Origin of the sequence: Klebsiella huaxiensis (assembly GCF_003261575.2) — a bacterium.
GTDB lineage: Bacteria > Pseudomonadota > Gammaproteobacteria > Enterobacterales > Enterobacteriaceae > Klebsiella > Klebsiella huaxiensis.
In genome coordinates this window covers 5,162,895-5,176,454 of sequence record NZ_CP036175.1, presented here as the reverse complement: position 1 = coordinate 5,176,454, position 13,560 = coordinate 5,162,895, and the positions used below count along the sequence as shown (strand labels likewise).

Sequence of the window (13,560 nt, the reverse complement as noted above, 5' to 3'; positions counted from 1 at the left end):
ATGTATGGAGCTTACCGCCGTTTCGGCTACCCAGTTCAGTATTGAGCAACTGGCGACTATCCTTAGCGACTGTTTTGAGGATTACCTGGTTCCCGTCGTGCTTTCGGTGGAAGTTTTTGTCCAGCGCTTCAGCGCCGAAGGGCTGAGCCTATTGGACTCACGCGTCTGGCTGGATGGCGATGTACCCGCAGCGATGGCCGTCGTTGCCCGACGCGGCGATGAAGCTCGGCTAGCGGCTTTCGGCATGCGGTCCGGGTATCGCGGTAAAGGGCTTGGGCGTCGGTTAATGACGCCGCTGATTGCCTTTTTGCAGGAGCAGGGGGTGCGGCGGATGTGGCTGGAGGTGATCCGCGAAAATCACGCAGCGATGGCGCTGTATCAATCGCTGGGTTTCGAGGTACGACACGGGCTGTGCGGCTATTTAAGTTCACAGGCCGGAAGCGATGAGCCATCCATATTGCAAGATTATGATGTGCTGGCCCTGACGCGCAGGGCCGGTGCCGAGGTCAACGGCCAGCTGCCGTGGCTGATGGACCCGCTCACTTTCAGCACCCTGCCATGCCGGGCGTTCACCCTCAATCAGCAGGCCTTTGCCGTACTGGCGACGTTAACCAGCAGGCCGCAGCTCCAGTTTTTATGGGTTGAACCCGCCGCCCGCGGGCGCGGGCTGGGACGGGAAATGCTGATTGCTCTTGCCCGCCAGTTTCCGGGGCTCGGCACGTCGGTGACCATCCCGGAAACCTTTACTCCGCTGTTTAAAGCCGCAGGCTATGCGCCGTTGGCCTTAAAGCAGTATGAGATGAGCGTGGAATTTAACGCCCTGCCGTAACAGGGCGGTAAGGTTTAGCCGTTACGCGGGTCGCTAATCGGCTGGCGAACCAGGAAAATATAGGCCAGCGCGCCGAGGGCGGTGACGCAGCCGCAGATAATCAGCGCCAGCTGGAATGAGTGGGTGGTATCGACGATAAACCCGGTCACTACCGGCGCGAATGATGCGCAGATAAAGCTGGCGAAGTTCTGGATGCTGCCGACGGAAGCGGTCATTCGTGAAGCTACCGCGACGTGAATCAACCCCCAGCAGGAGGTTCCGGCAAAGTGAATACAGAACAACGCCATACCGATTAACAGCACCGCGACGATTGAGGTGGTCGCCTGCGGTACAACAAGGGTAAAGGCCGCAGAGCAGAACATACCGGCAATGATGCAAATTTTGCGGCTCTTAATTGGCGCCATACCGCCTCTGACCAGCCAGTCGGTGACGTAGCCGTTAATTAACATGCCTGCGGCACCGAACAGGAACGGGATGGCGGCCATAAATCCGGTACTTTTCAGATCGAGGTTATACGCCGTTTGCAGATAGCCCGGCAGCCAGGCCAGATACAGCCACGCGGTATAGTTGATGCCGCTGAAGCCGAGCATCATTCCCCACATGGTCTTGTTTTTGAACAGGCTGCGCCATTCGGCAAAGCTTAGTGGGTCACGGCGAACGTTGACGCTTCCGGCATTCAGGTAGGCCTGCTCATCGGCGGTGAGCTTGATATCTTCCCGGTTGCGATAGAGCATATACCAGCCGATAGCGACGAAAATCCCCAGCACACCGATGGTAATAAACATCCCGCGCCAGCCCATTACGAGCATCATCGCGGCAAGGATCGGCGGGCTGATGGCGACGCCAATGGTTGAGGCGGCGTTAAAGAAGCCCATCGGACGGCCGCGCTCTTTAATGTTAAACCAGTCGTTGATCACCTTGACGCCGCAAGGGTTCATCGGCGCTTCGCCGATACCCATGCCGATGCGCACCAGGACGAACTGGGTAAAACTGTGCACCATCCCCGAGACCGCCTGAAACAGCGACCAGAAAAACATCCCCAGCCCCAGCATGATGCGTGGACCTTTGCGGTCCAGCAGCGGCCCGCAGGGGAGCTGTGCGATACCGTAGGCCAGTGAGAAAACCGACAGCAGCGCGCCGATTTCGGTGGCGCTGAGCCCTAACTCCTCGCGGATGGTTAAGTTAGCGACGGATAATGAACTTCTGTCGAGGTAGTTAATGACCGCCGCCAGAAATAGCAGGATCATTGCCGTGGTTTGAATTTTTTTAATCCGAGCGCTACGCTGTAATGTATTATCTAACGGAACTGAAATCGTCTCCGCTTTCCCTTTTTCAAAGGTTGTCTGCGGGTCGATGGTTATATTTCTTTGTTCCACGCCTGACTCCTGGCTATTCTATTTGAACGACAAGTGACATCGAATGGTTTAAACACCACCCACATATTTCACAGTAAAGTAAGTCGACTTGTTTTCAGCATAAATAACCTTTTTTATCGCGCTGGATTACGTTTTTAGATTTGTGCTGCTGATAATCATTTTCTGTTTTTAATCGGTACTTAATAAAGCAGAGACTCATTCTGCTTAAGGGAGTTAATCATTGATTGTTTCGCGGAGTTCAGGTGGTTACGTAGCGCCAGATTGGCGTCCAGGTCACTGCGGCAGATGAGCGCGCTCAGGATAGTCATATGTTCATCAATGGCGATGATATTGCGCTGCTTAAGATCGCTCTCATCCCACTGGTAGTGGAAGTGGAAGATAACGGAAATGATTTCAAGTGATTGATTAAAAAATATATTGTCAGCAGCGGAAAGCAGTAGCGTGTGAAAATCTCGATCGAGCTGTGAGAACATGCGAAAGCTGTCGCCGATGCTGTCCCGCAGCGCCCGATGGCGCTCAAGTAGGGTTTTCGCCTGTAGCCAGCGGGCATCGTTATCCGGCAGGTTGAGGAAGTGCTGGAGCGCGTGGGTTTCCAGCATTTCGCGCAGCTCGAACAGCTGTTCCGCCCAGGATTGCTCAAACTTCTTCATATTCCACTGGCCGCGCTTTTCGCTTTCAATCAGGTTGTAGCGGCTGAATTTCAACAAAAACTCTCTGACCACCACCGGGCTGACGCCCGCGGCCCGCGCCAGCTGTAGCTCGGAAAACATCTCTCCGGCGCGCAGCTGGCGCTGATTGATCATGGTGAAAAATGCCTGCTCGAAGAGGCGGTTCTGTTCGGCGAGTGAGGCGCTGGAACCATCGAAGCCGTCCTGCACTTCGGGCAGGCGGAGGATCAGGTAATCCTGATTGACCTGGCTCAGCACGCCGCGCTCGCATAAGTGGCTGAGGATATGGCGCACGGTGGTGCGGCTGATGTTGTACATCTCCGCCAGCGCGCTTTGCGAAGGCAGCGGCGAGGGGATAAAGCCGCGCGCCATATCGTTAATGACCTGGTTAATCACGTTATGACGAAGGTTTTGTGAACGGCTCATACATAGACTCCCTGTTTTTTTAGATATTAAAACCGGATTTAAAACGGTTTTGTGCGCGAGGTTTCACAATTTTGGCAATGACTTTATCCTGGATTGTTTTTTTCATCGATATCTAAGCCAACAAATACGGAGGCAATAATTATGACGTCGATGAATGCATTAGTGTGTCAGGAACCCAAAAAACTTAGCTGGGAAAAACGCCAGATACCTATTCCTGGCGATGATGAAGTTCTGATTAAAATAAAGGCGGTGGGGATTTGTGGGACAGATATTCATGCATGGGGCGGTAATCAACCTTTTTTTAGCTACCCGCGAGTACTCGGCCATGAAATATGTGGCGAGATTATTGGTCTCGGTAAAAATATTCTTAATCTGAAGAGCGGCCAGCAGGTTGCGGTTATTCCTTACGTGGCCTGTCGTCAGTGTCCGGCCTGCCTGAGCGGGCGGACAAACTGCTGTGAGAAGATTTCGGTCATCGGCGTGCATCGCGACGGCGGATTTAGCGAGTATCTCAGCGTGCCGGTGAAGAATTTGTTGGTGGTGGATGACGTCGATCCTGAGGCGGTGGCGCTGATTGAGCCGTTCGCCATTAGCGCCCACGCGGTGCGTCGCGCAAATATCCAGCCGGGAGAGCAGGTGCTGGTGGTCGGCGCGGGACCGATTGGCCTGGGCGCGGCGGCAATCGCCAAAGCCGATGGGGCGCAGGTCGTGGTAGCGGATACCAGCCCGGCGCGGCGCGATCATGTGGCGCAGCATCTTGGCCTGACCACACTCGACCCTTCCGATCCGCAGTTTATCGACCAGTTGTGTGAGACGTTTGGCGGTTCTTTGGCGCAAAAAGTGATCGACGCGACGGGAAATCAGCATGCGATGAACAACACGGTGAATTTAATCCGTCACGGCGGCAGCATTATTTTCGTCGGCCTGTTTAAAGGCGAACTGCAGTTCTCGGACCCGGAGTTTCATAAGAAAGAGACAACCATGATGGGCAGTCGCAATGCGACGGAAGAGGATTTTGCCAAAGTCGGGCGGCTGATGGCTGAGGGGAAAGTGACCGCCAGGATGATGCTGACCCACCGTTACGATTTCAAATCGTTGGCTGAAATCTATGAAAGCGAAGTGATTAACAATCGTCAGCTGATCAAAGGCGTCATTCATTTTTAGCAGGGAAGGCCATGAAAACGTTAAACAGAAAAGAGTTTCCGGGGGGTCAGTATCCGACGCGGGTGATCCAGTTCGGCGAGGGCAATTTCCTGCGGGCGTTCATCGACTGGCAGCTGGATCTGCTGAACGAGCAAACCGATCTGGCAGCCGGGGTGACCATCGTTCGCCCGATCAACACCGAGTTCCCGCCGTCGCTCAATACCCAGGACGGGCTGTATACCACGGTGATCCGCGGGCTGGATGAGCGCGGCGAGGCGGTGAGTGAAGCGCGGGTTATTCGCTCCGTTAATAATGAGATCAACCCCTGGCAGGATTTTGCCGGTTATTTGGCGCTGGCCCGTAACCCGGAAATTGAGTTCGTATTTTCGAATACCACCGAAGCGGGCATTAGCTACCATGCCGGAGATCGGCCCGATGATATGCCACCGGTGAGCTTCCCGGCGAAGCTGACCCAGCTCCTGCTCGAACGGTTCCGCCATTTCGACGGCGCAGCGGATAAGGGCTGGATGATTATTCCCTGCGAGCTGATTGATTATAACGGCGAGGCGCTGAAGGCGCTGGTGCTGCGCTATGCCCAAGAGTGGCAACTGCCTGTGGCTTTTAGCGACTGGATTGAAACGGCCAATACCTTCTGTTCCACGCTGGTTGACCGCATCGTGACCGGCTATCCGCGCGATGAAGCGCAAAAGCTGGAAGCGGAACTGGGCTATCACGATGCGTTCCTTGATACTGCCGAATACTTCTGGCTGTTTGTGATTCAGGGCCCGCAGGCGCTGGCGAAGAAACTGCGCCTTGACCGCTGTCCGCTAAATATCCGTATTGTCGACGATATTCGGCCCTACAAAGAGCGCAAAGTCGCCATTCTCAACGGCGCGCATACCGCGCTGGTTCCCGTGGCGTGGCTATGTGGCGTAGATACCGTTGGCGAAGCGATGCAGGACGAAGCCATTCGCCATTATGTGCAGCAAACTATCGGCGAAGAGATTATTCCGGCGCTCGATTTGCCTGCCAATGAGCTACGGCAGTTTGCCGATGCTGTGACCGGGCGTTTTCTCAACCCGTATATTCGCCATCAGCTGCTTTCCATCGCTCTGAACGGGATGACCAAATTCCGCACCCGGATCCTGCCACAGCTGCTGACGAATATCCGCCAGCATGGCGCGATTCCGCCGCGCCTGACGTTCGCTTTGGCGGCGCTGATCGCCTTTTATCGCGGCCAGCGTAACGGGCAGACGTATCCGCTACAGGATGATGACGTCTGGTTGACCCGTTTTGCCGAAGGCTGGGCGCAGGTGGCGAACGGTCGTGCCCTGCAAGATCTGGTCGTGGAGGTTTTGCAGGATAAAGCGCACTGGGGTGAGGAGCTGACGGCAATCCCTGGACTTACCGAACAAGTTACGCGCTATCTGGAGATGATTTTGAGCGCAGGGATGCGGGAGGCCCTGGCGCGGCTGTAGTCGGTTTGTTGTGCGGCGTCCGCGGATTTGGGCGCCGTTTTTTTTTGTGCTCTGTACCGCAAAAAATGAATTAAGCGCCAATGGTTGGTGGATTTCCCGCATCATAAGAGCCTGCGATGGCGATGATGGGGGATGCATGCGTAAAACGGAACTGTTGGCTTTTCTGCAAAATCAGACGGATTTTTTTGATCCGGATAACCTGAGCGAAGTCTTTACGGCCAGCTATCTGGCTCAGCGTTTTGCGATGCAAAGAAATACCGCCAGCCACTATCTGAACCAGCTGGTTACCCAGGATGTGCTGGTGAAGATCAACACTCGCCCGGTCTATTTTCTGCATAAAGCAGCCTTCTGCCAGCAGTTCTTTCCCCTTTCCCGCAGCGAGTACGCCAGCATGGCGGAACTGCTGGCTGAAAGCGACCGGCAGCCGGAGCAGGCGGATCATTTTTCACTACTGACCGGACATGATGGCAGCCTGCGTAAACCCATTGAGCAGATGAAAACCGCGCTGTTTTATCCCAACGGCGGGCTGCCGCTGCTGATTACCGGCGACAGCGGCACCGGCAAAAGCTATATGGCGGAGCTGATGCACGAGTTCGCTATCGCTCAGGGATTGCTGGAGCCTGATGCGCCATTTGTCAGCTTTAACTGCGCGCAGTATGCCAGCAACCCGGAGCTGCTGGCCGCCAACCTGTTTGGCTACATCAAAGGCGCGTTTACCGGCGCGCAGAACGATAAAGCCGGCGCGTTTGAAGCGGCAAACGGCGGTATGCTGTTTCTCGATGAAGTTCATCGCCTGGATGCGCAGGGGCAGGAGAAGCTTTTTACCTGGCTGGACCGCAAGGAGATCTATCGGGTAGGGGAAACGGCACAGGGACTGCCGATTGCGCTGCGGTTGGTGTTTGCCACCACCGAAGATATTCACAGCACCTTTCTGACCACCTTTATTCGCCGCATTCCGATCCTCGTTAGCCTGCCGGATTTGCAAAACCGCAGTCGTCACGAGAAAGAGGCGTTAATGCTGCAGTTTTTCTGGCAGGAGGCGCGCACGCTCGCCGCCCGGCTGCAGCTGACGCCGCGGCTTTTACAGGTGCTGGCCCACTATGTTTATCGCGGCAACGTGGGGGAATTGAAGAACGTGATTAAGTACGCGGTGGCGTCGGCATGGGCTAAATGTCCCGGTAGCGAGGTGCTTAACGTCACTTTGCATGACCTACCCGAAAATATCATGGCCGCAACGCCTGCGCTGAGCGAACCGATGGGCCAGGAGGAGCCGCTGCTTATCGAACCGCAGACCAGCCTGGTCTGGCTACTGCGCGCGCGCGACCCGGTACAGGGACTGATTTACGATTCCCAATGCCGGGTTCTGGCGCTATATGAAGCGGTACTGAGTAAAAAAACGCTCTGGGAAGAGGCGCAAAAAAGCATGGGCGAGGAGATCGAAACCCTCTTCGACCGGCTGATTTTCGATAACTATGATGCCAACAGTTCGCATATGTTGTTGCTGATTACCCACCAGGTGCGGGAAGAGTTTTATCGCCTTGAAAAATGTTTCAATATCCAGTTTAACGGCAACTGTATCTACGCCCTCAGCCACTACCTGATACATCGTTCCCGCCAGGCGCAGTCCCGGATGAGCAGTGAGAAAAGCCGTCAACTGGAGGATTTTCTGGCGCAGAAATTCCCGCTGCTGTATCGCTTTTGCGAAGAGATCCTCGCCGCGCTGGCGCTGAAGCTGGATATCGAGCCCCGGCGCATTGACCTGCTGCTATTGGTGCTGTGGCTGCAAAAAACCGGCGCAATCAGCCAGCAGCAGGTGACTCGCGCGATAATTGTGGCCCACGGCTACGCCACCGCCAGCAGTATTGCTAACGTGGCAAACCGGCTATTGAAAAGCCAGCTGTTTGAGTCATTTGATATGCCGCTCGACGTCACGCCGGAGGCTATCGCCGACCAGGTGATAAGTTACATTGAGAGCCACGCGCTGGCCTCCGGGCTGATCATTCTGGTCGATATGGGTTCTCTGAAGGCGATTCATAGCCACTTTAACCGCCGCCTGACCACCCCGATGGCGATTATTAATAACGTCTCGACCGGGATGGCGATGTATGTTGGCGAGCGCATTTTACAGGGCGATATGCTGGAGGATATCGTCCGTGAGATTGGCGATGACCTCGCGGTTGAGCATCAGCTCTATTACCCGCAAACTGACAAACCGCGGGCGATCCTCACGACCTGCGCCACCGGTTTGGGGGCGGCAGCTAATTTGTCGGCGCTGTTAAAAGCCAGCATTCCTGAATCGCTCGGCATTGATATTGTGGCCTGCGATGTGGAAACTCTCGCCGATCCCGCACGGCGGGTGTCGATGCTGAGCCGCTACGAGGTGCTGGCGATCGTCGGCACCCTGGATCCGCATCTGGCCGATCTGCCGTGGATCTCGCTGGATTCGCTGATTTCCGGCGAAGGAAGTCGCCCGCTGATGCAGATCTTCGGTGAACGGGCTACGCCCGAGCAGGTCAGCGAAATCAATAACCTGATTCTGAAGAATTTCTCGCTGCGCAGGGTGATCGAGTCGGTGACGATCCTCGATACCGGAAAGGTGATCAATCAGGTTGAGCAGTTTTTACTGCGCTATGAGCATTTGGCGGGCTGCGGTGTGCCCAACGATCGTAAGGTGGCGCTGTATGTGCATATAAGCTGTCTGATTGAACGGTTAATTCGCAACGCTTCGCCAACCCATTACTCGGGAAGGCAGTGTCCGGAGAATGAGCTGCTTATTCTGCGCGAGGCCTTTAGTGTCATAGAGAGTGGGTATAGTGTCAAAATCCCCCCGGTTGAGCTGTATTACATTCACGATATCCTGACGCGGGAAACAGAATTTATTCAGGAAGATCAAGAGTTTTAATTCCTTTCGTCTGTTCGTCCTTACGCTAACCGGCGCGCCACTGTTTCTGGCACGCCGGTTGCAATTAAGAAAGCAGTGGAATGCGCTTTCGAGGTAAGGATGAAACGACACTATATTTTTGCCAGCCATGGCACCTTTGCTAACGGCCTGTTGAACTCCGTGGAGCTGATCCTCGGTAAGCAGTCGGATATTTATACCCTGTGCGCCTATGTGGAGGAGGAGACCGATCTGACGCAGCAGGTGGAGACGCTGCTGGCGCGTTTTCCCGCACAGGATGAGCTGATCGTCATTACGGATATCTTCGCCGGTAGCGTCAATAATGAGTTTGTGCGCTTTTTATCGCGCCCACACTTTCATTTATTGTCCGGTTTAAATCTGCCATTAATTATTGACCTGCTTATTTCGGCAGGGGAAGAAAATACCGAAAAGCTAATTTCTGAAGCATTAATAAGCGCCAAAGAGAGCATTCAGTACTGCAATCAAACGATTGCCAGTGCGATGACCACTGATAAAGACTTCTGAAATGAGGGAACACTATGATTACGCTTTTAAGGGTAGACCATCGATTACTTCACGGACAGGTAGCCTTTTCCTGGACGCAATATGTCGGTGCCGATTGTATTTTGATCGCTAACGATAATGTCCCTGAGGATGAACTGCGTAAGACCACGATTAAGCTCGCTAAGCCGCCTTCAGTCAAGCTGGTGATTAAAAATATTAACGACTCTATTGAAGCGATAAAAAGCGGGGTTACCGATAAATATAATTTATTTATTGTTGTGGAATCGGTGAATGATGCCTGGCGTATTGCCAGTGCCGTTGACGAAATTCAAAGTATTAATCTCGGCGGAATTAAGGCCAAAGAGGGGAGTAAAAATATCTCTAAGGCTATTAATTTACTGCCGGAAGAAATAGAACAGCTGCAACAACTGGTTGGGAAAGGCGTTGAGGTTGAAATTCGCCAGGTCCCTAACGATCGCAAACAGCTTTTTGCGGAATGTGTTTAATTCCGGAGGACAGATTATGGTAGAGGCTCTCTTACTGGGTCTGGTGGCGTTTATCGCGCAATCGGAATATGCATTAGGGACGTCGCTGATTTCACGGCCTATTGTTACCGGGCTGCTGACCGGGCTGGTGCTCGGGGATGTGCAGACCGGCGTCATCATGGGCGCGACGCTGGAGCTGGCGTTTATTGGCTCCTTCTCCGTCGGCGCGTCTATTCCGCCTGATGTGGTCACCGGCGGCATTCTTGGGGTGGCGTTCGCCATTACCTCCGGCGCGGGAACGGAAACGGCGCTGCTGCTCGGCCTGCCGATTGCCACCCTGACGTTGATCCTGAAAAACGTTTATCTGGGGATGTTTATTCCGATGCTTAGCCAGAAGGCGGACGGCTACGCGGAGCGGGCAGATACGCGCGGCATTGAGCGTATGCATCTGATTGCCGGATTCGGGCTTTCATTAATGCTCGCAACGGTGGTGACCGTCTCATTCCTGGTCGGCAGCAATGCGGTGAAATCCCTGCTCGATACGATCCCGGAATTTATTAAACACGGACTGAGCGTGGCGACCGGAATTATCCCGGCGCTGGGCTTCGCGATGCTTGCCAGATTGCTGATTAACAAGAAAGTTGCGCCGTACTTTTTCCTCGGCTTTGTGCTGATGGCCTACTTGAAAATCCCGGTGACCGGCATCGCTATTCTCGGCGCTATCGTGGCGGTGGTCATGGTTAACGTCACCGCGTTGAGCTCACCTCGTACGACGACAGAACAAGGAGTTAGCGATGACGACGAAGATGATTTCTGAAGAGACCCTGCAGCCGCAGGAGCAGGAAGAAACCCGTATTACGCCGCGCGATTTACGCCGGGTGTTCTGGCGCTCCTTCCAGATGGAGTTCTCGTGGAACTATGAGCGGCAGATGAATCTCGCCTTTGTTTACGCGCTGATTCCGGTGCTGAAAAAGCTCTATCCGCGCAAGGAGGAACTGGCCGGGGCGTTGAAACGGCATTTGGTTTTCTTTAATACCACGCCGCATATCGTCACTCTGCTGCTGGGGATCACCACGGCGATGGAGGAAAAAAACAGCCAGCAGAAAAACATGGATGCCAACGCGATTGATAACGTCAAAGCGTCGCTGATGGGGCCGCTGGCCGGTCTTGGTGACTCTTTCTTCTGGGGGACGCTACGTCTTATCGCCACCGGTATTGGCACCAGCCTGGCGCTGAAGGGCAACATTCTTGGGCCAATTTTGTTTCTGCTGGTGTTTAACGTGCCACATATTCTGGTGCGTTGGTTCTTTACCCGCTGGGGCTATGTGTTGGGCACCGGAGTACTTCAGCGGATCCAGAAGAGCGGAATGATGGAGAGCCTGACCTACGGGGCGTCGATTATCGGCCTGATGGTGGTGGGGGCGATGACCGCCTCAATGATTGATATCACCATCCCCATCTCTTTCGGCGCCGGGGAGGCGAAGACCCAGGTGCAGGACATTATCAACGACGTTATGCCCTGCATGCTGCCGTTGGTGAGTTTCGGGATTGTCTACTGGCTGCTGGGGCGCAAGGTTAAGCCGCTCTCTATTATCGGCGGTATGGCGCTGGTGGGTATTGCGGGCTCGTGGATTGGATTGTTTTAACGGGAGTGAGCTATGAAACCAACGATGATGACTTACATCAGTGAAGAATCTGCCTGCCTGACGCAGATCCTTCGCGACTACCGGCAAAAGCTGGCGGCGATTGAGACTTTTGCTCGCCAGCACCCGGTGCGGCGTATTCTGCTGCTGGCGACCGGATCGTCGCTAAACGCCGCCCTTTGTGCACGCTATTTTTTTGAACAACGCTTTGGCGTGCTGGTTGAAATTAAAGAGCCGTACAACTTCACCCATTACGAAGCTATCGACCCGCATACCGATCTGGTGGTGGCGATTTCGCAGAGCGGAAAAAGCGCCTCGACGCTGGAGGCGATGCGTAAAGTGCAGGCGGCGAATCTATCGGTCTTTGCCATGACCTCCGACCCGCAAAGCCCGATAGCGCTGTCCTGCGACGGGGTGCTTGATATCAATACCGGGATAGAGAGCGTGGGGTTTGTCACCCGCGGATTTAGCGCAACGGTGCTGAATCTGCTGCTGATGGCGCTGATGATTGCCCGCAGCCAGGGGAAGGCCAGCGAGGCCGAGGAGGAGCGCTATATTGCAGAGCTACAACGCCTGGCGCTGGCGATCCCGGATGTTATTGCCCGCACCTCATGTTTTATCGACAGGCATAGCGAAGCGCTACGCGGCGGCGAACGCTTTGTCGCCACTGGCTATGGCGCGCTGGTTGGGGTGGCGAAGGAGTTCGAAACCAAATTTACCGAAACGGTGCGCGTGCCTTCCAGCGGTTTTGAGCTGGAAGCGTATATGCACGGCCCTTATCTGGAGGCTAATGCCCGCCATGTGATGCTGTTTATTGAAGACGCGCCGGATGAGCGCTCCCGTGCTCTACGCGATTATATGGCGCCGTCCATTGCCCGGGCCTTTACGTTGACGCTGAGCGGTGAGGAAGATGAGCAAACACTGGCGCTAAACTGCCCCTGTGAACATCACCTGGCGCCGTTGCTGCTGATTGTGCCGATCCAAATGCTCGCCTGGCATACCGCCGGACTCAAGGGCATCGATCTTGCAATACGTATTTTTGACGATTTTGACCGCGTATTAAAAAGTAAAATCTGATTATTCAGGAGAAAACTATGTTGGGTTTTAATCAGGACGAGTACCTGACCAGTGCTCGCGAGATCATCGCTGCGCGTAAACAGGCGGAAACCGTCGCCGACGATATTTATCACAGCGGCTGTAGCGCGTTATTTTTTGTATCGGTAGGTGGTTCTCTGGCTCCGATGATGGCCATTAATGAGTTTGCTAAAGAATTAACTGGCGTGCCGGTTTATCTTGAACAGGCTGCGGAATTAATTCATCGCGGGCATAAAAAATTAAATAAAGAAGCGGTAGTCGTCACGTTATCTAAATCCGGCGATACTAAAGAATCGGTAGCCATTGCCGAATGGTGCAAGGCGCAGGGAATCCGCGTGGTGGCGATTACCCGTCATGCCGATTCGCCATTGGCCGCAGCCGCCAGCTGGCATATTCCGATGTGCCACAAGAATGGCGTGGAATATGAATATATGCTGCTGTACTGGTTATTTTTCCGCGTGATTTATCGTCATGGTGATTTCGCAAATTACGATCGTTTTGCCAGCCAGCTGGAATTGCTGCCGGAAAATCTGCTGCAAGCCAAGCGCCAGTTCGATCCGCAGGCGGATAAAATTGCCGCGCAATATCATAATAGCGACTACATGATGTGGATTGGCGGGGCGGAAATGTGGGGGGAAGTCTACCTGTTCTCGATGTGTATTCTCGAAGAGATGCAGTGGAAGCGGACTAAGTCGGTAAGCTCAGCTGAGTTTTTCCACGGCACCCTGGAGCTGCTGGAAAAAGAGGTTCCGCTGTTTCTGGTGAAGGGCGAGGGTAAATGCCGGGCGCTGGACGAGCGCGTCGAACGCTTTGCACAGAAGATAACCGACCACCTGGTGGTTATCGACCCGCGCGATTATCCGCTGAACGGCATTGATGACGCTTTCCGCTGGATTATGGCGCCGTGCGTGGTTTCAACCCTGCTGGTGGACAGGCTGGCGGCCCATTTTGAACATCATACCGGTCACGATCTCAACATCCGCCGTTATTATCGACAGTTTGATTACTAAATCT

12 protein-coding genes are annotated in these 13,560 nt (G+C 54.3%); 10 read left to right on the top strand and 2 right to left on the bottom strand.

Annotated elements, in window-relative coordinates:
- Positions 1-4: 4 nt before the first annotated feature.
- Positions 5-829 (top strand): GNAT family N-acetyltransferase, encoded by an 825-nt coding sequence (locus DA718_RS24695; protein ID WP_112215106.1) that lies wholly within the window; start codon positions 5-7, stop codon positions 827-829.
- A gap of 14 nt (positions 830-843) precedes the next feature.
- Here the strand turns inward: DA718_RS24695 and DA718_RS24690 are convergent, their stop codons facing one another.
- On the bottom strand, positions 844-2,205 hold the full coding sequence (locus tag DA718_RS24690; protein ID WP_112215105.1) for an MFS transporter: 1,362 nt from the start codon (positions 2,203-2,205) through the stop codon (positions 844-846).
- A gap of 179 nt (positions 2,206-2,384) precedes the next feature.
- Positions 2,385-3,299: a GntR family transcriptional regulator gene (locus DA718_RS24685; RefSeq protein ID WP_112215104.1), complete on the bottom strand. Its 915-nt coding sequence runs from the start codon at positions 3,297-3,299 to the stop codon at positions 2,385-2,387.
- 141 nt (positions 3,300-3,440) lie between these two features.
- Here DA718_RS24685 and DA718_RS24680 point away from each other — a divergent pair, with 141 nt between their 5' ends.
- The 9 genes from DA718_RS24680 (at position 3,441) to DA718_RS24640 (ending at position 13,556) form a co-directional block, all read left to right on the top strand.
- Positions 3,441-4,463, top strand: coding sequence for a zinc-binding alcohol dehydrogenase family protein (locus DA718_RS24680; protein ID WP_112215103.1), 1,023 nt, complete (start codon positions 3,441-3,443; stop codon positions 4,461-4,463).
- Between the two features lie 11 nt (positions 4,464-4,474).
- Positions 4,475-5,920, top strand: coding sequence for a tagaturonate reductase (locus tag DA718_RS24675; protein ID WP_112215102.1), 1,446 nt, complete (start codon positions 4,475-4,477; stop codon positions 5,918-5,920).
- A 136-nt stretch (positions 5,921-6,056) separates the two neighbouring features.
- A complete protein-coding gene (locus DA718_RS24670; RefSeq protein WP_112215101.1) occupies positions 6,057-8,822 on the top strand; it encodes a sigma-54-dependent transcriptional regulator in 2,766 nt (921 codons plus the stop codon).
- Between the two features lie 99 nt (positions 8,823-8,921).
- A complete protein-coding gene (locus tag DA718_RS24665; protein WP_112215100.1) occupies positions 8,922-9,344 on the top strand; it encodes a PTS sugar transporter subunit IIA in 423 nt (140 codons plus the stop codon).
- A 14-nt stretch (positions 9,345-9,358) separates the two neighbouring features.
- The gene (locus DA718_RS24660) at positions 9,359-9,829 is read left to right on the top strand and encodes a PTS sugar transporter subunit IIB (protein WP_112215099.1); all 471 of its coding nucleotides are present in this window, start codon (positions 9,359-9,361) and stop codon (positions 9,827-9,829) included.
- 16 nt (positions 9,830-9,845) lie between these two features.
- On the top strand, positions 9,846-10,625 hold the full coding sequence (locus DA718_RS24655) for a PTS mannose/fructose/sorbose/N-acetylgalactosamine transporter subunit IIC (protein ID WP_004108505.1): 780 nt from the start codon (positions 9,846-9,848) through the stop codon (positions 10,623-10,625).
- Positions 10,603-11,454, top strand: a complete 852-nt coding sequence (locus DA718_RS24650) for a PTS system mannose/fructose/sorbose family transporter subunit IID (protein WP_112215098.1) — start codon at positions 10,603-10,605, stop codon at positions 11,452-11,454. The genes DA718_RS24655 and DA718_RS24650 overlap by 23 nt, the downstream gene beginning before the upstream one ends.
- Positions 11,455-11,466: 12 nt before the next feature.
- Positions 11,467-12,528: an SIS domain-containing protein gene (locus DA718_RS24645; protein ID WP_112215097.1), complete on the top strand. Its 1,062-nt coding sequence runs from the start codon at positions 11,467-11,469 to the stop codon at positions 12,526-12,528.
- A 17-nt stretch (positions 12,529-12,545) separates the two neighbouring features.
- The gene (locus DA718_RS24640; RefSeq protein WP_167492829.1) at positions 12,546-13,556 is read left to right on the top strand and encodes an SIS domain-containing protein; all 1,011 of its coding nucleotides are present in this window, start codon (positions 12,546-12,548) and stop codon (positions 13,554-13,556) included.
- Positions 13,557-13,560: the final 4 nt, after the last annotated feature.

What these genes read in the sequence shown, in the direction of transcription:
- DA718_RS24695 (WP_112215106.1), top strand. Translation starts at nt 5, where the DNA reads ATGGAGCTTACCGCCGTTTCGGCTACCCAGTTCAGTATTGAGCAACTG.
- DA718_RS24685 (WP_112215104.1), bottom strand. Translation starts at nt 3,299, where the DNA reads ATGAGCCGTTCACAAAACCTTCGTCATAACGTGATTAACCAGGTCATT.
- DA718_RS24680 (WP_112215103.1), top strand. Translation starts at nt 3,441, where the DNA reads ATGACGTCGATGAATGCATTAGTGTGTCAGGAACCCAAAAAACTTAGC.
- DA718_RS24675 (WP_112215102.1), top strand. Translation starts at nt 4,475, where the DNA reads ATGAAAACGTTAAACAGAAAAGAGTTTCCGGGGGGTCAGTATCCGACG.
- DA718_RS24670 (WP_112215101.1), top strand. Translation starts at nt 6,057, where the DNA reads ATGCGTAAAACGGAACTGTTGGCTTTTCTGCAAAATCAGACGGATTTT.
- DA718_RS24665 (WP_112215100.1), top strand. Translation starts at nt 8,922, where the DNA reads ATGAAACGACACTATATTTTTGCCAGCCATGGCACCTTTGCTAACGGC.
- DA718_RS24660 (WP_112215099.1), top strand. Translation starts at nt 9,359, where the DNA reads ATGATTACGCTTTTAAGGGTAGACCATCGATTACTTCACGGACAGGTA.
- DA718_RS24655 (WP_004108505.1), top strand. Translation starts at nt 9,846, where the DNA reads ATGGTAGAGGCTCTCTTACTGGGTCTGGTGGCGTTTATCGCGCAATCG.
- DA718_RS24650 (WP_112215098.1), top strand. Translation starts at nt 10,603, where the DNA reads ATGACGACGAAGATGATTTCTGAAGAGACCCTGCAGCCGCAGGAGCAG.
- DA718_RS24645 (WP_112215097.1), top strand. Translation starts at nt 11,467, where the DNA reads ATGAAACCAACGATGATGACTTACATCAGTGAAGAATCTGCCTGCCTG.
- DA718_RS24640 (WP_167492829.1), top strand. Translation starts at nt 12,546, where the DNA reads ATGTTGGGTTTTAATCAGGACGAGTACCTGACCAGTGCTCGCGAGATC.